General features: G+C 47.1%; 18 protein-coding genes and 1 pseudogene. 6 read left to right on the top strand and 13 right to left on the bottom strand.

The window, feature by feature from the left end; genetic code table 11:
• Window positions 1–21: 21 nt before the first annotated feature.
• From ACZLMD_RS04770 to loaP, 4 genes are all read right to left on the bottom strand, one after another.
• Window positions 22–1,071, bottom strand: a complete 1,050-nt coding sequence (locus tag ACZLMD_RS04770) for an NAD-dependent epimerase/dehydratase family protein (protein ID WP_024344867.1) — start codon at window positions 1,069–1,071, stop codon at window positions 22–24.
• 722 nt (window positions 1,072–1,793) lie between these two features.
• On the bottom strand, window positions 1,794–2,123 hold the full coding sequence (locus tag ACZLMD_RS04765) for a family 4 glycosyl hydrolase (protein ID WP_489495217.1): 330 nt from the start codon (window positions 2,121–2,123) through the stop codon (window positions 1,794–1,796).
• Window positions 2,124–2,147: 24 nt separating this feature from the next.
• Window positions 2,148–3,194, bottom strand: coding sequence for an NAD-dependent epimerase/dehydratase family protein (locus ACZLMD_RS04760; RefSeq protein ID WP_022306939.1), 1,047 nt, complete (start codon window positions 3,192–3,194; stop codon window positions 2,148–2,150).
• Window positions 3,195–3,364: 170 nt separating this feature from the next.
• Window positions 3,365–4,093 carry an antiterminator LoaP gene (gene loaP, locus ACZLMD_RS04755; RefSeq protein WP_484107415.1) on the bottom strand — a complete coding sequence of 243 codons (729 nt, stop codon included), beginning with the start codon at window positions 4,091–4,093 and terminating at the stop codon, window positions 3,365–3,367.
• A gap of 738 nt (window positions 4,094–4,831) precedes the next feature.
• Between loaP and ACZLMD_RS04750 the strand changes: the two genes are divergently transcribed.
• Together ACZLMD_RS04750 and ACZLMD_RS04745 are read left to right on the top strand one after the other, a co-directional pair.
• A complete protein-coding gene (locus ACZLMD_RS04750) occupies window positions 4,832–5,674 on the top strand; it encodes a hypothetical protein (RefSeq protein WP_489495215.1) in 843 nt (280 codons plus the stop codon).
• Window positions 5,671–5,919, top strand: coding sequence for a hypothetical protein (locus tag ACZLMD_RS04745; protein ID WP_489495213.1), 249 nt, complete (start codon window positions 5,671–5,673; stop codon window positions 5,917–5,919). The genes ACZLMD_RS04750 and ACZLMD_RS04745 overlap by 4 nt, the downstream gene beginning before the upstream one ends.
• 651 nt (window positions 5,920–6,570) lie before the next feature.
• Here the strand turns inward: ACZLMD_RS04745 and ACZLMD_RS04740 are convergent.
• Window positions 6,571–7,005, bottom strand: coding sequence for a dUTP diphosphatase (locus ACZLMD_RS04740; RefSeq protein WP_484107417.1), 435 nt, complete (start codon window positions 7,003–7,005; stop codon window positions 6,571–6,573).
• 158 nt (window positions 7,006–7,163) lie between these two features.
• Here ACZLMD_RS04740 and ACZLMD_RS04735 point away from each other — a divergent pair, with 158 nt between their 5' ends.
• A complete protein-coding gene (locus tag ACZLMD_RS04735) occupies window positions 7,164–7,670 on the top strand; it encodes a carboxypeptidase-like regulatory domain-containing protein (RefSeq protein WP_484107418.1) in 507 nt (168 codons plus the stop codon).
• Here ACZLMD_RS04735 and ACZLMD_RS04730 read toward each other — a convergent pair.
• The 6 genes from ACZLMD_RS04730 to ACZLMD_RS04705 all read right to left on the bottom strand — a co-directional run bounded on the left by ACZLMD_RS04730 (window position 7,638) and on the right by ACZLMD_RS04705 (window position 13,042).
• On the bottom strand, window positions 7,638–8,486 hold the full coding sequence (locus ACZLMD_RS04730; protein WP_489495210.1) for a recombinase family protein: 849 nt from the start codon (window positions 8,484–8,486) through the stop codon (window positions 7,638–7,640). The genes ACZLMD_RS04735 and ACZLMD_RS04730 overlap by 33 nt on opposite strands.
• Before the next feature lie 156 nt (window positions 8,487–8,642).
• Window positions 8,643–9,791: a recombinase family protein gene (locus tag ACZLMD_RS04725; RefSeq protein WP_482523703.1), complete on the bottom strand. Its 1,149-nt coding sequence runs from the start codon at window positions 9,789–9,791 to the stop codon at window positions 8,643–8,645.
• Window positions 9,788–9,970 (bottom strand): hypothetical protein, encoded by a 183-nt coding sequence (locus tag ACZLMD_RS04720; protein WP_482523702.1) that lies wholly within the window; start codon window positions 9,968–9,970, stop codon window positions 9,788–9,790. The genes ACZLMD_RS04725 and ACZLMD_RS04720 overlap by 4 nt, the downstream gene beginning before the upstream one ends.
• A 194-nt stretch (window positions 9,971–10,164) precedes the next feature.
• Window positions 10,165–11,052, bottom strand: coding sequence for an alpha/beta hydrolase (locus ACZLMD_RS04715; RefSeq protein WP_482523701.1), 888 nt, complete (start codon window positions 11,050–11,052; stop codon window positions 10,165–10,167).
• Between the two features lie 15 nt (window positions 11,053–11,067).
• A complete protein-coding gene (locus tag ACZLMD_RS04710; RefSeq protein ID WP_482523700.1) occupies window positions 11,068–11,751 on the bottom strand; it encodes a DUF6320 domain-containing protein in 684 nt (227 codons plus the stop codon).
• Window positions 11,752–11,767: 16 nt separating this feature from the next.
• Complete coding sequence (locus ACZLMD_RS04705) at window positions 11,768–13,042, bottom strand: hypothetical protein (RefSeq protein ID WP_487601275.1); 1,275 nt, start codon at window positions 13,040–13,042, stop codon at window positions 11,768–11,770.
• Between the two features lie 11 nt (window positions 13,043–13,053).
• On the opposite strand from ACZLMD_RS04705, the pseudogene ACZLMD_RS04700 reads away from it, so the two are divergent.
• A pseudogene (locus ACZLMD_RS04700) lies at window positions 13,054–13,848 on the top strand (peptidoglycan-binding protein); the annotation flags it as partial.
• 90 nt (window positions 13,849–13,938) lie between these two features.
• Here ACZLMD_RS04700 and ACZLMD_RS04695 read toward each other — a convergent pair.
• Complete coding sequence (locus ACZLMD_RS04695) at window positions 13,939–14,907, bottom strand: diacylglycerol/lipid kinase family protein (protein WP_022305958.1); 969 nt, start codon at window positions 14,905–14,907, stop codon at window positions 13,939–13,941.
• Window positions 14,908–14,933: 26 nt separating this feature from the next.
• Window positions 14,934–15,959 carry a tRNA preQ1(34) S-adenosylmethionine ribosyltransferase-isomerase QueA gene (gene queA, locus ACZLMD_RS04690; protein ID WP_022305957.1) on the bottom strand — a complete coding sequence of 342 codons (1,026 nt, stop codon included), beginning with the start codon at window positions 15,957–15,959 and terminating at the stop codon, window positions 14,934–14,936.
• A gap of 249 nt (window positions 15,960–16,208) precedes the next feature.
• Here queA and ACZLMD_RS04685 point away from each other — a divergent pair, with 249 nt between their 5' ends.
• Together ACZLMD_RS04685 and ACZLMD_RS04680 are read left to right on the top strand one after the other, a co-directional pair.
• Window positions 16,209–17,831, top strand: a complete 1,623-nt coding sequence (locus ACZLMD_RS04685; protein ID WP_486818347.1) for a Ppx/GppA phosphatase family protein — start codon at window positions 16,209–16,211, stop codon at window positions 17,829–17,831.
• The gene (locus ACZLMD_RS04680; RefSeq protein ID WP_489495206.1) at window positions 17,824–20,031 is read left to right on the top strand and encodes an RNA degradosome polyphosphate kinase; all 2,208 of its coding nucleotides are present in this window, start codon (window positions 17,824–17,826) and stop codon (window positions 20,029–20,031) included. Before ACZLMD_RS04685 ends, ACZLMD_RS04680 begins: the two co-directional genes overlap by 8 nt.
• Window positions 20,032–20,190 lie beyond the last annotated feature (159 nt).

The following is a 20,190-nucleotide window of genomic DNA, read 5'->3' as shown; positions in this document are numbered from 1 at the left end:
ATTCTAACCCTCTATTTTTCCTTATTTATAAAACTCAGCGTACCACTCAGCGAAGTTACGCAGACCAGTTCTCAAACTTGTGCTCGGCTTATATCCAAAGTCCCGCTCCAACGCACTGGTATCTGCATAGGTCACAGGCACATCACCCGGCTGCATCGGAACAAGTTCCTTGTGTGCTTCAAAGTCATAATCTTCCGGCAGCACCTTTGCACGAACCAGCTCCTCACTCAGAATCTGCACGAAGTCCAGCAGATTCTCCGGGTTCTGATTGCCAATGTTGTAAACTGCATACGGCGGAATCGGCAAACCATCCTCGCCATTCTTCTTGTCAGGTGCTTTCTTCATCACACGGACAACACCCTCAACGATGTCATCCACATAAGTAAAATCACGCTTGCAGTTGCCATAGTTGAAGATTTTGATAGTTTCGCCCTTCACCAGCTTGTTGGTGAATCCGAAGTAGGCCATGTCCGGACGACCTGCAGGACCATACACGGTGAAGAAGCGCAGACCAGTGGACGGGATGTTATAGAGCTTAGAGTAGGCGTGTGCCATCAACTCATTAGACTTCTTGGTTGCTGCGTACAGTGAAACAGGATTATCTACCTTGTCATCCGTGCTGTACGGAACCTTCTTGTTGGAACCGTAGACGGAGGAAGAAGAAGCATACACCAGGTGCTCTAGACTCTCGCAATGACGGCAGGCTTCGAGGATATTAAAGAAGCCGACCAAGTTAGATTCCACATAAGCATCCGGGTTGGTGATGGAGTAGCGCACACCAGCCTGTGCTGCAAGGTTGACGACCACAGACGGCTTGTACTTCTCGAACAGCTCCGTGATCAGCTCCTTGTCGGCGATGTTGCCTTTGACAAAAGTAAATGTGGGATACTTAGCCAGCTCGTTCAGGCGGAACTCTTTGAGTGCCACGTCGTAGTAAGCATTCATGTTGTCGATGCCGATGACCGTAGCAGAAGGAGCCTCCTGATAAATTCGTTTCACAAGGTTGGAGCCTATGAAACCGGCCGCACCTGTGACTAAAATTGTTTTATTATCTAAAGTAACTGTGCTCATATGTATTCCTCCATTTTTGTTAACTTCCTAATCTATGTACACATCTGCTCTTCACAGATAGTATTTCTCTCTAATTTCCACTGTGTGATAACCACACTCGGCTAAGTGTTTTCTTATACTGTCGTATCCAATTACCCCAGCAATCATATTTCCCTTGTTTTCTACTCCATAAAACATCCGTTGAGTACACTCGTTTCTATTTCTCTATAGCCGAAGTGTTGATTTGTACGGTCGAACCCCGTATACCCTGCAATGACGTTTTTCTAAGTGTTGGATTGTTGAATCGAACCCTGTCGGCGCATGAGTTTTGTTAAAACTGTATATATCATCCAGTCCAATTCTCACCATTCATTGTTCGTTATGAACAAATCATTCACTTCAACCACTCAAAACATGTAATTATCATCACCATACATGCTCTACTCAACAGCTGTTTTATGAAGTAGGAATCATCTGTTTTTCTCTATTTTTCATGACTCAACAAACCGTTATGATGTAGGTGTCATTAGCGGGTCAGATAGTGTACTCAACAGCAGTTTCAGACGTTAATGATAAACTCATGGATTTTTGTTGTTTTCTCCTGTTTTCCGCCATTTCTATGATTCTTCTGAAAAAGATGTGCCAATTTTGTGCCGCATGGGCCAAAAGTTCAGCGTTTTGTATAAGCATCTAGCATTTACAGCTCATATAGTTGTAAAATATAGCCAATTTCAGCAACTCAATTAGTGTACAAAACAGGTTCTTTTTGGCAATGCTACGTCAATACGGTTTGTTGAGTAGACATTTGTCGGTGCAGCGATAACTACAAAATCAGCATCACTGTATGCTTCCTTGGCATCCAGAGTTGCAAGCAAATCCAGCTCTTTCTCTGCCAGATACTTTTCTATGTATTCGTCCTGAATCGGAGACTTCTTATTGTTAATCAGTTCCACTTTCTCCGGAATAATGTCTACAGCAGTCACCTTGTGATGCTGACTAAGAAGTGTAGCAATGGACAAACCAACATAACCTGTACCTGCAACAGCAATCTTCAAATCCTTAAAATCTCTCATTTTGTCTTATTCCTCTAATTTCTCTTATTTATAAAAATCAGCGTACCACTCTGCAAATTTCCGTAGACCGGTTCTCAGATCGGTACTCGGTTTGTATCCAAAGTCACGCTCCAGCGCACTGGTATCTGCGTAGGTCACCGGCACATCACCCGGCTGCATTGGAACCAGCTCTTGGTGAGCTCCAAAGTCATAATCTTCCGGCAACACCTTAGCTCGAACCAGTTCTTCAGAAAGAATTTGCACGAAATCTAACAGATTTTCCGGATTCTGATTACCGATGTTATAAACTGCATATGGCGGAACTGGTAAACCATCTTCACCATTCTTCTTATCTGGAGCTTTCTTCATAACTCGGACAACACCCTCAACAATGTCATCCACATAAGTAAAGTCACGCTTACAATTTCCATAGTTGAATATTTTAATGGATTCACCCTTCACAAGCTTATTAGTAAAACCAAAATATGCCATATCCGGACGTCCTGCGGGACCATATACAGTAAAGAATCGAAGACCAGTTGACGGAATATTATATAGTTTCGAATACGCGTGTGCCATCAACTCATTAGATTTCTTTGTTGCTGCATAAAGCGAAACTGGATTATCCACCTTATCACTGGTACTGTATGGAACCTTCTTATTGGAACCATACACAGAGGATGATGAGGCATATACTAGATGTTCAACCGGGTTATGCCGACAAGCTTCTAGGATATTAAAAAAACCAACTAGATTTGATTCCACATAAGCATCCGGATTCGTGATCGAGTAGCGTACACCCGCCTGCGCTGCAAGATTCACAACCACCGATGGTCTATATTTTTCAAACACATCCGTGATTAGCGCCTTATCAGCAATATTTCCTTTAACAAAAATAAATGAAGAATACTTGGTTAATTCTTCCAAACGAAACTCTTTCAATGCCACATCGTAATAAGTATTCATGTTATCAATACCAATAACAGTCGCCGAAGATGTCTCCTGATAGATTCTTTTCACAAGATTGGAACCAATAAAACCAGCCGCACCGGTCACTAAAATAGTTTTGTTTTCCAAATTTACTGTGCTCATTATATTCCTCCGTCAATCAAACTTCTCATTTCTATTGCAATCAAAAAGAGCGTGCTCCGCCACTCACCAACCGCCCTCCGGCAGCCCGCAATTCCGGCTTCGCTTACGCTCTTTCTATCCACCGCCCGATGCAGCGCGACACTCGTCACTCCACCGATTGGCTTCTTAAATTACAGTATCTCAATCTCTTCCCGTGGGCAGATTACCTTCGTTGCCACGTCAAAGAGCTCCAGTTCGATCGTCCACTCATCCCGTTCCGGTTCTGCTGAAAGCAGCTTGCCGGTCATTTCTTCAAAAGCACCTTTCAGTACCTTAACCTGACCAGGCTCCTTTGGGGCGGCGGTTTGATGTTTCCGGATATTTTGTTGTTTCATCTGGTGAAATTCTTCCTGACTGACTCGCTTCACGGCACCGAATCCCACTTCTACCGGGGTCATGCCGCCAAAGACGGGTATCATGAGTTTGGCGATCCTTCGATGTCTGTCTACCGTCTTGATGCAGCCCTGATAATGCTTGAGCGGACCGGACGTGATGCAGACCTTCTCGCCAATGAGAAATCCTTCGGAATATCGCACGATGTGATGTTCGTCCATCATATTGGACAGAAACTCCTGTTCTTCCTTTGTGATCGGAGATACCACATCAGCATCCTTCAGAACTCGGGTGTATTGATGCACTTTTGTAAGACCTTCCATAACGGCTTCGATCCGGTCAGTGTCCACAAACAGGTAACCTGGGAATAATGTTTTCTCTACATCATGCCATTCTTTTTTGAAATGTTTTTTTGAAATATAGTGTGGAACGAACATCTCAACATAGTCCGATGCGTCTACATATTGCATACACTGCTGCATGCATTTCTGCTCTGTCCCGGACATTGTATGAATTACATACCACATATTCCCACTCCCTATTGCTGTGCTTTCCTTGATCCAACGCCACCTGATGACCGCAAATGTCTGGAATGAACCAAATGGCTCGAGCCAAGCTTCTCCTGATCGAATAGTCGCACGACTATCTCTGCCTCCTCTTGTGCCCTTCTTTATAGGAAAGAACACCGGCACATCATCACACCTGAAGTCTTCTCCAGATGTCACTATCTCTCGTTTTTAACATAATGCATATTATGTTGATTATCAAGATTAACGATACTACGATAACACACATTGCTCGAATTTGCAACATTATTTCGATAACTTCTTATTGGATGCATGAAGTATACGCAAGCAATAGGGCATGTTTACATACAACTGCTATGGGCAGCTTCCCCTGCGAAGTACCGTGGGACCCCAATATTTACTTGCAAATATTAGGAACCACTGGTATTTACAGAATTGTGGAAATTGCACAATAATGCGCTTGTAACATTCTTCCAAATTTGTGTGAGCTTTTTCTCTGATTTGACGAAAAATAAATTTCACCCGGCTGTTTTCTTGAACGTTTCCGTTATTATTTTCTTTTCATTTTGTGTATTTTAACAATAGTTTTCGCTCTTTCACCGTGCTATAATCACTTTCAATTTCAGATACTTCTTATCTGTCAATTGTTCGAGATCTTATATTCTCAGCTCGCGCCTGTTTCAGGCAGATTCAGCACTTTTAATCATTGACACCAACTGTTCGAAAGGAGTAAAATCTATGAAAAGAAACACTAAGAAAACCCAGAAATCACACCGGAAGCAGACGCAGGCGATGAAGCACATCATGCAGCAGCCGTCCTTAACGCCTCCGGCAAACCGGCTGTACAAGGATCGGCTGTTTCATATGCTTTTTTCAGACAAAGTGGCATTGTTGTCCTTATATAACGCGCTCAATGGAACGGATTATGACAATCCGGACGATCTTACCATTACCACTCTGGAGAATGCGATCTACATGGGCATGCACAACGATGTGTCCTGTATCCTGTTCTCCGAGATCAATCTTTATGAGCAGCAGGCAAGCTTGTGTCCGAACATTGCATTTCGTAGTCTGCTTTACATTGCCGATACGTTAAGAGGTCTGACCGTGGATAATGATATTTACAGCAGTACGATCATCCCACTTCCTACGCCACATTTCGTTACCTTCTACAACGGGGTGGATCCCATGAAGGAAGATGAAATGATACTGAAGCTGTCGGATGCCTATGAGTTTCCAACTGATCAGCCCGAACTGGAGCTGACGGTTCGTGTACTTAACATCAATCCCGGTCACAACGAAGTGCTGTTGGAAAGCTGCTCTATTTTGAAGCAGTATATGCAGTTTGTCACGAAGGTTCGGGAACGCATTGACAGCCTTACAGCCAAAACATCCGACACTCCTCTTCCGTACATGGATCGGCTTCGCGTTGCCATATCGGAAGCAGTCGATTACTGTATTACACAAGGTATTCTGGGTGATTTTCTCAAAAAGCATCGAAGTGAGGTGATTGCAGTGACTCTCTATGAATATAGCGAAGAAGACACCGCCGCATACAGGAACGGGATAAGAGCGAATTGAAGGAACAGCTTGCCGCGTCTGAAACAAAACTCGCGGAAGCAGAAACTAATCTGAAGCAGTCAGAATTCAAGCTTGCAGAAACCGAAACTAATCTGAAACAGTCCGAGTCCAAGCTTACGCAGGCTATCCAAAATACAATTGCCATGCTGCAGTCTATGGACTATGATGATTCTTTCATCCGCTCGAAACTTTGTGAAATTTACCAGCTATCCGAGGCGGATGCAATGAATTATCTCAAGAAGTAACGAATTTGCAGTTTTATTTTTCATAGCAAAAGGCGTACCAACGAATCAATCCGCTGGTACGCCTCTTGTTATTTACTAAGACTTTCCATACCAAGGATGGTAATTCGCCCATAATATTTCTTATGTCCGGTTATTTAGAAATCATATTTTGCCTGCCAATATATTAAAAATCCGTGAGCTATGACTAAAAAATTGTCTTGTCACTTACGGATTTCGAAAAATCAAATTGCTTTGCTGCTTTGATCTTCGATCAACGCATCCTGCCGTACTCGCCCCGAGGTGGGAATCAGATGTTTCGAAAGGCACTTGCACCCGCCGGTACTTACGCCCCGGATTTTGCAAATGATATAGATACTCCATCGAACATCCGGGGCGTTATGTACCGCTGCGTGGTGCAGTAGTAGCGGGAGCGTGCCGTCCGAAATAGCTGAGCCCACCTAGGGGGCTCAGTCGTGCGGATGCGTATTTATCAAAGCATTGCAAAGCAAAGATTTTTCGGAAATCCTACTGATCTGCGTCAATTTTTTAGTCATATTTCACGGATCAACTGATTTCTCAGGCAAAATTCATAATTTATTTTCCGGACATGAGAAATATTATGGGCATACATCAATTTGAGGTATGGGAAGTCTTAGTTATTTACATATTGTTTTACTGCTTTCCTGTACTTCCAAAGCCTCCTCTGTCCTTTCCGTTCAGCTTGTCCACCTCGTTAAATTGAATCTGAGGCTGATTTTTCATAATACGGAACTGACAGATCCTGTCATTTACATGAATCTCGGTGTCCCGCATAGCGATCACTGGCATTCTCCACATATCATTGTCACCGCAGTAAGAGCCATCGACAATGCCGCAGTGATTTGCCTGAATGACTCCGAAGTTCTTGTATGTGCTGCTGCGCGGTACGATATGTGCCTCGTATCCTTGCGGAAGCTCCATTGCCACTCCCAGAGGGATCAGAGCAAAATCTCCCGCCTTCAGTATCACGTCCTCCGACGCGCGCAGATCGATCCAGTCAGACTTTCCATCAATATACTCCAATTTGTCGATCTTGTCCGTAAAATATTTAATCTTTATTGTTTCCATTGGTATCAATTTTCCTTTCTCGCAACCTGCAAAATGATTACAGGCTTTCTTTTCTGCTATTTTAACCCGAACTTCGTGATATGTCAAAATCCCTCATTCACCTCTCTTTCTTTTCGCCATACTATAAAGAGTAGATTCTTTTTATATGGAGGAGTAGTATGTCTAAATTATATGCCATGCAGCAGGACCGCCCGGATACCGGAAGGCTGCTTGTAAATGTCAGTTCGATGATCAGCTCACGCGCCGTGTCGGGAGCCACGGTACAGATCACGGACAGCAATGAACCGGAGGATGTGATTGATGAGCTTTCCACGGATTCCAATGGTCAGACCGATACCATTGATCTGCCGGCACCGCCGCTCGAATACAGCCTTGAGCCGGAAGCCGCACAGCCTTATTCTGTATTTAACTTAAAGATTACCGCTCCCGGCTTTGAACCGACGGTGATTTCCGGAGCGGAAATCTTGTCAGGGCAAACGGCACTGCAGAATATTTCCCTGATTCCGCAGTTTGAGACGCCGAATGATAACAGCGTACTTTATGTGATTCCACCACACACCTTGTACGGCGATTACCCGCCGAAGATTCCGGAGAGTGAGGTCAAGGATGTCAGCGAAACGGGTGAGATCGTATTAAGTCGTGTGGTAATCCCCTCTGGTGTGTGATAAAAGAATACGGCGTACCCCGGATGCCTCCCAGGTCTGTCGCTGTTTCTCACCATATTCAAACCGATACACCTCACCGGTCCTCCGGTAATGTTCCGGTGTATTGACCCCGTTTTGCTCCAGCCACCCCGCGATCTGCCGATAACTCATCCCCTGCTGCCGCCTTTCTGCCATCTGCTTGATCACCTCATACGCCGCCGGATCCTTTTCAAGTCCCCTTCTTCCATCGCAGTAAATAATCTGCCAGCCATAAGGCGCTCTGCTCCCCAGATAACATCCCCGCTCTCTCTGCTGTTGTTTAACAAGACGTACCCTTCTTCCGATATCCTTTGCATACCATTCGTTCATAAGATTTTTCAGGTTACCGGCGAGGCTTCCCGGCATCTCACGCCCGCTGTCGTATCCATCGCTGACACAGATTACGCGCACTCCCATCAGCGGGAAAATTTTCTCAAGATATTCACCGGTTCGCAGATAATCTCTGCCAATCCGGGAAGCATCCTTACACACAATACAGTTGATCTTCCCCTCCTGTGCATCTTCAAGCATCCGCTGAAACTGCGGGCGGCGAAATGTGGTTCCACTGCAGCCGCTGTCCACATAAATATCCTGAAGTCTGCAACGATCCGCTACGCAAATTTCTTCTTCCTTTTGTTTTTCACTCAAGCTTTCGCACCGTATTTTTTTCTGAGCCAGCTTGGCGTTCTGCTCTTCCAGCCATTGCTTCGCCAGTCGGATCTGATTCTGTATGCTGTTGTCCTTGGCATTGCCATGCTCTACGGACAAGCGGGCGTAAATTCCAACCAGATACTCCATTCTCTCCCCACCTTTCTTATCACTCCGGATCTATTTGTTATTCTATCCTCAGCCCGTTCCGTCTGTCGGATCACATTTATTATTCTTTCATTTCCGATTAGTTCCATCTGTCAGATTGCACTTATTATTCTTTCATGTCCACCTGCTGGGTTGCATTTACTTTCCTTGCCTCTCCAGCCCTCCCCCCTGCCGAACCACATGAATTTCCTCTACAAGCAAAGCCACCCACAACCGTTTCAACCATGGCTCATGATAGGCAATTCCACCGGGAAACTGTGTCATCTTTTGCTGCAGCCATTTCTGTGCCGTTTCCTGCTCCTTTGCATTCAGACCATATCCGGCGAAGGAGGTACAGAACACATTCCCTTTCTGACAACGGATCCGTTTCGTCTGAAGCTTACGGATCCTCTCATAGACCCACTTCGGAATGATTACCGGGAGCACACCATCTACACAGATCCACTTCTCCTTCGGAAGTGCAACGCGTTTTTGAAGCTTGTAGCTGAGCTTCTGATCTTTTCCCTGAATCATTACACCTGTATACATAGAATTGGAAAGGATCCGGCGCACAGTCTGCGGTGTCCAGAGTTTTTCCTGCTGTCCGTTGTTTTCCGGAACAAACCCGGAGTGATAATGACTTCCCTGCATTTTTTTATATTCATATGGGCTTTTGATCTGTCCCATATTCAGGACACCGGCAATATTTTCTGCCGCCATACCGCCAAGCCGCAGCAGATAAATGATGCGGACAATTTCCGCCGCCTCCGGATCAATGACGAGCACATGCGCATCCTCGCTGCTTTTCTGATATCCATAGCAGGCAAATGCACCGATATATTCCCCCATCATCCGTTTTGTCCGCTGCTGCCACCGTACCTTTCTGGAAATATCTCTGCAATACGCATCATTCATCAGACTCATGACCGGCATCAACAGGGAATCCTCCATAAAACCGGCATCGTCACTGTCATAATGATCTGCCACGGCGATCAGGCGGATCCCCAGCCGTGGCAGGATCTCCCGCAGCAAATAGCCTGTCTGAATATATTCTCTTCCAAGACGCGACAAGTCCTTGCACAGGATACAGTCAAATTCTCTTCTCTGTGCAGCGCCCATCATTGCCTGAAAGCCGGGACGCTCGTAGTGGCTGCCGCTGATACCGTCATCGATCCACTCACCGACACACTCCATCTGTTCCTGCTCTTTCATATACTGTAATAACAGCATGCGCTGGCTCTGAATGCTGTTACTCTCTCCTTCGCCATCCTCTCTGGACAGGCGCAGGTATAAGGCGCACCGGATCATTCTTTCCCCTCCTGTGCCATCTGTGCAAGACTGCGATACAAAATGCTGTTGCATGCCTCCTGATACAACGCATAGGCTTCCTCCATATCGAGTCCGTCTGTGGCATAAGAGACATAGACGTCGTATCCCTCGAAATTGCCCTCAAAGACAGCATCCTTATATTGATTCTCTTCTTTCATTCCAATCCGATATCCTTTTACCAATATCATTATATTGTATCCATCAAAGATCAGGTGTAGAACCTAAGGGCAAAACCAGCGTTTTGCCCTTGGGTTCCACCACGTTACGAGCATTTTCCTACACCTGAACAAAGGTATGTCCCAAAATCAGGACATACCTCTTGATTGAAATTTCATATTATATATTTCTGTCATCATTTACCAAGGAATGCTGCCACCTCATCCCACGCCGCTCTCGACTCCGCCAGCTTATCCATGCTGAGCTGGAATACATGAAACATGTCCTGATACACAGTCAGTGTCACATCACAGCCTGCCTCCTTCGCCTTCTGCGCCGCAAGAACAGAATCGCTCAGAAGCATTTCCAGACTTCCCACCTGGAACAGCATTGGCGGAAGCCCGCGAAAATCTCCGAACAACGGAGAGATATACGGAAGCTTCGGATCCTGTTTGCCGGCGTATTCGCCGTTGTAGATCATGCTCTCCCTTGTATTGCCAAAAAGAGGATCATTCTCATAATTCTCCTGATAGGAAGGACCCGATGCGGTCAAATCCGTCCACGGCGACATCATCACAAGCTTCTTGGGAAGCGGCATGCTCTGATCGCGCAGATACATGGCAAGTGCCAATACGAGTCCGCCGCCCGCCGAATCTCCGGCAAGAATGATGCGATCCCCGCTAAAGCCTGAGTACAAAAGCCAGCGGTATGCCTCGATGGCATCCTGAAATGCCGCCGGATACGGATGCTGCGGTGCCACGCGGTAATCGACCGACAACACGCGGTACTGATCGATCTTACTGTAGCGGACAGCGAAATCCCGGTACGCATTCCGGATCTTTGCAATATAACCGCCGCCGTGAAGCTGCAGCACAACCTCTCCATTGTCGGCAGCCTTCGGCGTGAGAAGCTCCATTTCAAACTGTCGCATATGAATAGGCAGATTCAGGTACTCGTCCGGGCAGTGCCATGGCGGCTCGACCAGATTTTTGCGAAGTGTTCCGTCCTGAATCTTTGGTCCCAGCATTTTCTGGGAAGTAAAGAAACGAATCATATCAGTGACAATCTTTCCTTTTACGCTCATGCATCCTCCTTTGTATTATAAATGAAATTTGCGGCGGACCTCATTTTCCGCTTTCCGCCCGCCTAAGATCATCGTCATCACCCACAGTGTCAGATACGTTCCAAACACGATCCACGCAAGGATCCGGTTGCCGCCTCTGCCTACAACCGAATAGATCAGATATCCAAGACTGAAAAGCACCATAAATATCTGCATCGTCAGATAATTCTGCCAGTTGGCGAAATTCACGATCATGCAGACCAGAATGATCACAGCAAGCGCAAGCAGCACGCAGGGGAGTCCGTATCTGATCGACCAGCCCTGAAAGCCCAGAGAATAATCAATACCCGCCAGCAGAACAAATACAGCAGCAGCCTGAAAATAAATCTTTACAATATGTCCCTTGCGGCGGCTTAACATCTGCCACAGACTTGATAAAATATATGCGGCTGCCACTCCGGTGATCAAAGACCAGCGCACGCCCGGTGAAAAGAGCCGGTTCAGGAACAAAAACAATGCTTCCAGAATGACACAGACATATGTGGCGATCCAGAAAATCTGACGGCGCACTCTGTGCTTTGCCGCAATATCCGGAAAGCTGTCCTCCTCTGTATCACGCTCCCTGTTCTCAGGCTCTTCCCGATGAAGAACACTGTTACACAGAGGGCACACCTCCCGATTCCCCAGAACTTCAATGCCACATCGTTTACAACACTTCACAGTCTCACCCCTTTTCTTACAGATTGCTCTCTACTGCAGGCTGTATGCCATCCTCTGCCAATGTCCGGAAAAACCGTTTCTGTACAGAGACGTCTTTTAAAATTGAACTGAAAGTAATGACCATCTCTCCCCCGTAAGAGCAGATCGTCATCTTTGTATTCTGTCCCTGCGAAACGGACAGGATCGCCGAGAAATGCCGGATATACGGCTGATATTCCTCATCCACCTTCAGCACGCCCAGATTGGTCAGTGTCGTTGTCGTTGCTCTGGCGCTGACCTGATAAACCCACTGCATCACGATTTTTTTCAGAATAAGTGGTACGGCACGCAGCATGAGATTCTTCTGATTGGACACATTATATGAAAACAGCTTTTCCAGATTCTCCTTGTTGATCTGCGCCCGCAATGACTCCACAATTATATGCTCGATCTCATCTCTCGAATAGTCCTCATGATCCGGCTCGAAGGCTGCACCAACCATTCCGAAAAAGTTTCTCGTCGTGATCGATTCAAAATACGGTCTTAGATTTACCGGAACACACAGCACCAGCGGCTTGTCTGACACCGCGCCGTGAAGGCATTCCCTGTAGATACTGTAGGCATACACGCCTGCGAGATACTCGTTGATACTCACACTGCGCTCATGGGCTGCTCTTTTGACCTGATCAAGAGGAAGATATCCCTGGATCACCCCAAACGCTCCGTCCTTAAGCTTCTCACCATTCATATGAAATGCCGGCTTGGACTTGTAACCCTTTGGCTGCCCTTTCCGGAAGTTCTTCAGATAACTGTCCTCCGTGTTAAGCGATGTCTGCTCCGACAAATGATCGCCAACCCGGCTGCAAAGCTCCGGATGCGCCAGACGCAGATACTGACAGGCTAATTCCTTCAAAAATGTCACGCCGCCCATGCCATCTGCCAGCACATGAAACACCTCAAGATTGATACGTCTTTTATAGTAGCTGACACGGAACAGATACTGGTTATTTAACTGCGGCTCCATCTTGCGGCAGGGATACTCAGTTTCCTTTTCCACGCGCGGCGCCGGCTTGCGGTTCGTCTCAAAATAATACCAGAATGCCCCGGTTCGAAGCCGGACATTCATCAGATCAAACAGAGGCAGGATCTTGTCCAGTGCCTGCTGTAAAATCACCGGATCAACTTTCTCCTCCAAGGTCAGAGACAGACGATAGACATTGGTCATCCGCTCCGTTGCGATCACCGGAAACAGATTTGCCGTATTGTCAAGTCTCGACCATTTTAATTCCCTGCGGGATGATTGTTCCTTCATAATATTCCCCCGTTCTCTATCGCACTCCATCCCCCGAATATGTAATCGTGCATGACGGTCCGCCAAGCGACTCCGGAGCGCAGAACTATTATGTAAAATATAAGGATTACATCAAAAATGTTGCATCCAGCGAAATCTATGCCACCTGGCCGGAAGCAACGCTGCTTGCCAATATTCTGGCAATACAGTCCATAACATTAAACCGTGTTTATACGGAATGGTACCGCAATCGTGGATACGATTTCACGATCACCAGCTCAACCGCCTATGACCAGAAGTTTATACCCGGCCGCAATATCTTTGAAAGCATCTCTCAGGCTGTTGATACGATATTTTCCAATTATATATCGAGACCAAATATTACGCAACCTCTTTTCACGCAATATTGCGACGGAAAACGCGTTTCCTGTCCGCGCTGGATGCGCCAGTGGGAATCCAAAACACTGGGAGATCAGGGTTATTCGGCGATCGAGATCCTGCGGCGCTTCTATGGAGATTCGGTCTTTATCAATTCGTCCGAGGAAATTTCCGGAATTCCTGCCTCATGGCCGGGCTACGATCTGACGATCGGCTCAACCGGTGAGAAGGTGCGCCAGCTCCAGAATCAGTTAAACACCATTTCCAAAGGCTATCCGCTGATCCCGAAGATCGCTGCGGACGGTGTTTACGGCGAGGATACCGCCAATGCCGTAAAAGCCTTCCAGAAGGTCTTTCATCTGCCACAGACCGGTGTTGTCGACTATCCGACCTGGTACCGCATCAGCGATATCTATGTCGGTGTCTCCCGGATTGCGGAGCTGTCCTAGCCGGATAATTCCTGATATCATAATATATAAATTAACCCGGAGCTTCCTCCGGGTTATCTTATGTCGATCTCATATCCAATTTACACGCTGTTATACCGGTTCCTCTCCCATCTGGGAAGAAATATCCTCCAGTGCCTCATCTCCGCAGATGATCGGAAGTACCTGCTGGTGATTAAACAGATCTACCTCATCCCAGCTTCCGCCATCCTCGCCGTCAAGCGTCCACTGTACCTCATCATCACTGACAATGTGAAGATGCCGGCTGCTGCATCGAAACATCTTTGTCGCATCCAGATGCTTGGTAAGAAGGGCATTGAGCACCTCCTGCAGCTCCAGTGCATTTTTCAGATCGCGGATGAAAAGCACCTCAAACAGACCGTCATCCATCTTGATGTCTTCCTTCTGATATGCCTTGTATCCTGCCACGGACACGGAATTACTGACAAGTCCCAGCACAAAATCATCCTCCACCACACCGTCATCGTAAGTGATCCGCATATGATGTGGCTTGATCTCTGCCAGATGCTTCAGTCCCTCTATGAAATAAGCGGTTTTTCCAAGCATGTTCTTCCATTCCTGCGGCGTTGTGTAGGACACCTCTGTAAATGCGCCAAAGCCTGCCACATAAGTGAAAAACTTGTCATTAAAGGAACCCAGATCACAGCGGAATACCTTTCCCTGTGTCACCAGCTCTGCCGCATGACGCATGATCTTCGGTATCCTTAAGCTGGAGGCAAAATCATTGACCGTGCCTGCCGGAATATAACCGCAGATCGGCTTCTCATGAAGACGCATCATGCCATTTGCCACCTCATTCATTGTGCCGTCTCCCCCGGAACAGACAACATAATCATATCTGGAACCGTACTCGATCACTGCGTTTTTCGCATCATTCTGCCGGTTTGTTGCCATCAGTGTCACAATGAAATCTGCCTCACAGAACACCTGGATGATATCTGCCAGCTTATTCCTGATCTGCTCCTTACCTGCCATGGGATTGTAAATGAATAACAATGTTTTGCGCAGTCTTGGCTGCTCGCCATCATAATGCTTGTCCATATACTCACCATATCCTTTCTGTATCATTACTTTATGAACATGGCATCTCCAAAGGAAAAGAAGCGATATCTCATCTCTACGGCTTCCCTGTAAGCTGCCATTATATTTTCCTTGCCTGCCAGTGCGGAAACCAGCATCAGAAGCGTTGACTCCGGCAGATGAAAGTTCGTGATCAGACAGTCCAATACCTTAAACTGATATCCCGGATAAATGAAAATATCCGTATCCCCCTCTGTGGCATGCACGATTCCCTGATCATCCGCAGCTGACTCAATCGTACGGCAGCTTGTCGTGCCGACACAGATCACTCTGCCACCCTGCTTCTTCGTCTCATTAATGATGTCCGCCGCTTCCTCAGACACATGATAAAACTCCGTGTGCATATGATGCTCTGTCACATCCTCCACCTTGACCGGACGGAAAGTTCCAAGTCCCACATGAAGCGTGACTCTGGCAATCTTAACCCCCTTCGCCTGAATCTGCTCCAGCAGCTCCTCCGTAAAATGAAGTCCTGCCGTCGGTGCTGCCGCCGATCCCTCATACTTGGCATATACCGTCTGATAACGGTTCTTATCCTTGAGCTGATGCGTGATATACGGAGGCAGCGGCATCTGTCCGAGCTGATCGAGGATTTCCTCAAAAATGCCCTCATACTCAAACCGGATCAGGCGGTTGCCCTCGTCCACAACCTCCTGCACCTCGGCGTGCAAAAGTCCGCCGCCGAAGGATAAACGCATCCCCGGTCTTGCCTTCTTACCGGGCTTTACCAGTGTCTCCCAGACGTTGTCCGATCTGCGCTTCAAAAGCAGAACCTCGACCTTGCCGCCGGTCCCCTCACGCTCTCCGATCAGACGAGCCGGGATGACCTTAGTATTGTTGATCACAAGGCAGTCTCCCTCGTGAAGATAATCGATAATATCATGAAAGATCTTGTGTGTCCTCTCCCCGGTCTCCTTATCGAGGATCAGAAGTCTGGAGGAATCTCTCTGCTCCAGTGGATCCTGCGCGATCAGCTCCTGAGGGAGGTCATAATCAAAATCTGCTGTCTTCATATCTGTACTTCCTTTCCACCATCGTATATCTATAGATAATACTATTTCTGTCTCAAAAAATCCAGCCTTTTGTAAACATTGGGTAAATTCTTTTGAAGGTACTGTAAAATGTCGAATTATCCGCCAAAAACGCTAGTTATTTTCCCGAAAATAACGTACAATAATAACAGGTGGCATTTTACCCCGAATCTGCTTTTCAGGGACAATTCCATCATTATTACATTACGACCGGCAAGGAGGATTTCAGATATGGCAGTCACTACCTTTGCAGCGATCGACGTGGGTTCCCACGAGACATCCCTGCGTATCTATGAAGTATCCAAAAAGTTCGGGATCCGCGAACTGGACTATGTCCATCATACCGCCCGTCTTGGATATGAAACCTACTCAACGAAACATATCAGCTATCATTCCATTGATAAGCTTTGTACCATATTAAACGGCTTTAAGGAGAAGATGAAAGAATACGGCATCTCCGATTACATGATCGCCAGCACCAGTGCCCTTCGTGAGGCAGACAACAATCTGATCGTGCTGGATCAGGTGCGGCAGCGCACGGGCTTTCGGATCAAGATCCTAAGCAACTCCGAGCAGCGTTATCTTTGCTACAAATCCATCGCCTTTAAGGAGAATTCCTTTCATCGTCTGATCCAGAAGGGTACTCTTTTGGTCGATGTCGGCGGCGGCAGTATGCAGCTTTCCCTCTTTGACAAGAATAATCTGATCTGCACACAGAATATCCTGCTTGGCTCCCTTCGTATTCAGGAGTTTTTACAGGATATGCAGAAGCACACCGACAACTATCAGAATCTGGTGTACGAATATATTTCCAATGATCTTCATACATTTTCCGAGCTGTATCTGAAGGATCACAAGATCAAGAATATCATTGCGGTCGGCAATCAGCTCAGAACCTTTGTGAAATATCTCACTGTCCATAATTTCGGACACCTGCAGCCGACAGACAGCAAGGGCAAGAAGAAAGATTCTGTCAGCCGTCAGGAATATGATGAATTTTACGAAGCGATCTCGTCCCAGCACCCGGAGGATCTGGCAAAGGAATTAAATACCTCTGTCGATCAGGCATCTCTCCTTCTTCCGACAGCAATGATCTATCATAATATTTTTGAGGAGACCGGTGCGGAGCAGATGTGGCTGTCCGGTATCACTCTCTGTGAAGGCATGGCTGCCGACTTTGCGGAGCGTAAGGAACGTATCACTCCGGCACACAGCTTTCTGGAGGATATCATTCATACGGCACGAAGCACGGCAGCACGCTATGATTACAGCCGGAATCACTGCGAATATGTGGAAAATGCGGCACTGAAGATTTTCGATGCAGTCAAGCGCCAGCAGAACATGACAAAGCATGACCGTCTGCTTCTGCAGATTGCTGTCATCCTGCACAACTGCGGCAGCTTTATCAATCTGAACGAGGTCGGCGAAAACTCCTACAAGATCATTATGTCGACCGAGCTGATCGGCATTTCCCACAAGGAGCGTATGATCGTTGCCACGGCTGTCCGGTATCTGCGGGATTATTTTCCGGAATACAGCGAGCTGCAGGATGGCTTTGATAAGGAGGATTATGTGCGTATTGCGAAGCTCAACGCGATCCTGCGTCTTGCAGATGCCATGGATCGGAGCCACAAGCAGAAGTTTACAGCGATCACAACGTCCCTTCGCCGCCAGACACTAACGATTACCGGCTCGACCTTATATGACATCACACTGGAACAGGGAATTTTCCTGAATCACTCCGACTTTTTCGAGGAGGTATTCGGTATCCAGCCGATCCTCAAGCAGAAAAAGACAATGACACCGAAGCATACGGATTCCACCAAAGCAAAGAACGGAGGCAACCATGAATAAATCGATTTATTTAAAACCACAATATTTCTACAATAGAGAATTAAGCTGGCTCTCCTTTGATTATCGTATTCTGGGAGAGGCGCAGGATAAGACGATTCCTCTTCTGGACCGTTTGAAATTCTTGAGCATTACCGCATCCAATCTGGATGAATTTTATATGGTGCGTGTGGCATCCTTAAAAGATATGGTACACGCCGAGTACGACAAAAAGGACATTGCCGGTATGACTCCTTCCAAACAGTTAGAGGAGATCAGCAAGGTTACGCATGAATTTATGAGGGATCAGTATCGTACCTACAATAACAGTCTGATCCCAGCCCTCAAAAAAGAGGGCATTACCATCCTCTCCCATCATGAGGATCTGAGCCGCAAGCAGGCAAAATTCGTGGATGATTATTTTAAATCCGAGGTTTATCCGGTGCTGACGCCGATGGCAGTGGATTCTTCAAGACCTTTCCCTCTGATCCGCAACCGTTCCTTAAATATCGGTGCGATCCTTAAAATGAAAACAACAGATAGCGATCACTCCGGAAACGGTCATTTCCGGGAGCTTTACATCACCCACAACAACTCCAAAAAGGACGGCACTGCCGATACGGATTTTGCGACGGTTCAGGTTCCTTCCGGTCTGCCACGCGTGGTTGAGATCCCATCCGAGGAGGGCTTTGACCGCACTTATATCATGCTGGAACAGATCATTGAGCGCAATATCCACCGCCTTTTTATGAATTACGAGGTATTGTGCGCATTTCCATACCGTGTCATGAGAAATGCCGATCTGACGATCGAGGAGGATGAGGCTGCCGATCTCTTAATGGAGATTGAGAAACAGATCAAGCGCCGCCAGTGGGGCGAGGCGATCCGTCTGCAGGTTGAGGAAGGCATGGACAAAAAGCTGTTAAAGGTTCTCAAAAAGGAGCTCCATATTAAGGAAGACGATATCTTCCATATCAACGGACCACTCGACCTTACCTTCCTGATGAAGCTTTCCGGCATGGAGGGCTACGATGAGCTTAAAGTACCGAAATACACACCACAGCAGCCAAAATGGCTGAACAATGAGGAGAACCTTTTCACTCAGATCCGCAATCACGATGTGCTTTTGCATCACCCATATGAGAGCTTTGATCCGGTAGTCAATTTCGTCCGGGAAGCTGCGAAGGATCCGGATGTACTGGCGATCAAACAGACACTGTACCGTGTCAGCAGCCACTCTCCGATCATCGCTTCGCTTGCTGCAGCTGCCGAGAACGGCAAGCAGGTTACGGTTCTTGTCGAGTTGAAGGCACGTTTCGATGAGGAAAATAATATTATCTGGGCGAGAAAGCTGGAGCAGGCAGGCTGCCATGTTATCTATGGTCTTGTCGGCTTAAAGACACACAGCAAGATCACACTTGTTGTACGACGCGAGGAGGACGGTATCCGCCGTTATGTTCATCTCGGAACCGGAAACTATAACGATAGTACTGCAAAGCTTTATACCGATATGGGTCTTCTCACCTGCAACAAGGCGATCGGCGAGGATGCAACGGCTGTCTTTAACATGCTCTCCGGTTACTCTGAGCCTGCTGTCTGGAACAAGCTTGCCGTTGCACCGCTGTGGCTGCGCGACCGCTTCACAGAGATGATCGAACGTGAGACAGAGTTTGCCAAAGCCGGTAAGAAGGCATTTATCAAAGCGAAAATGAACTCCCTGTGTGATGCAAAGATCATCGCTTCTCTCTATGAGGCTTCCGCCGCCGGTGTTCAGATTGATCTGGTTGTCCGCGGTATCTGCTGTTTAAAGACCGGAATCCCTGGTGTCAGCGAGAATATCCATGTCCGCTCGATCGTCGGTGATTTTCTGGAGCACAGCCGTATCTTCTATTTCCATAATAACGGACATGAGGAGGTCTATATGGGAAGTGCCGACTGGATGCCTCGAAATCTGGATAAGCGTGTGGAGATCTTGTTCCCTGTGGAGGACGAGACACTGAAGGCTGAGGTGATCCATATCCTTACTATCCAGCTTCAGGATACATTGAAAGCACATATCATGCAGCCGGACGGCACCTACCGCAAGCAGGATCTGCGCGGCAAGAAAAAGCTCTGTGCGCAGGATTATTTCCGTCAGGAAGCCATGAAAAATGCAAGCCAGAGGAAGAAGGAACAGAATGCCCGCCGCACATTTGAACCGATGACGGCGGAAAGCGAAGAATAATTTATTATAGAAACATGGGACACTATGTACGGGGGACTCCCAACAGACCACAGACCGCCGCACAATCCGCGGACTTTCGTCTGAGGTTGTTGGAAGCCCCAGCCTATACGGCTGAGCCAATAAAAAAGAACGGATTTACAAGCAAGCTTGCATCCGCTC

It is taken from the genome of Jutongia sp. (assembly GCF_057878315.1).
Note: the sequence above shows the minus strand (reverse complement) of the source record. Positions and strands in the feature narration are given on the sequence as shown.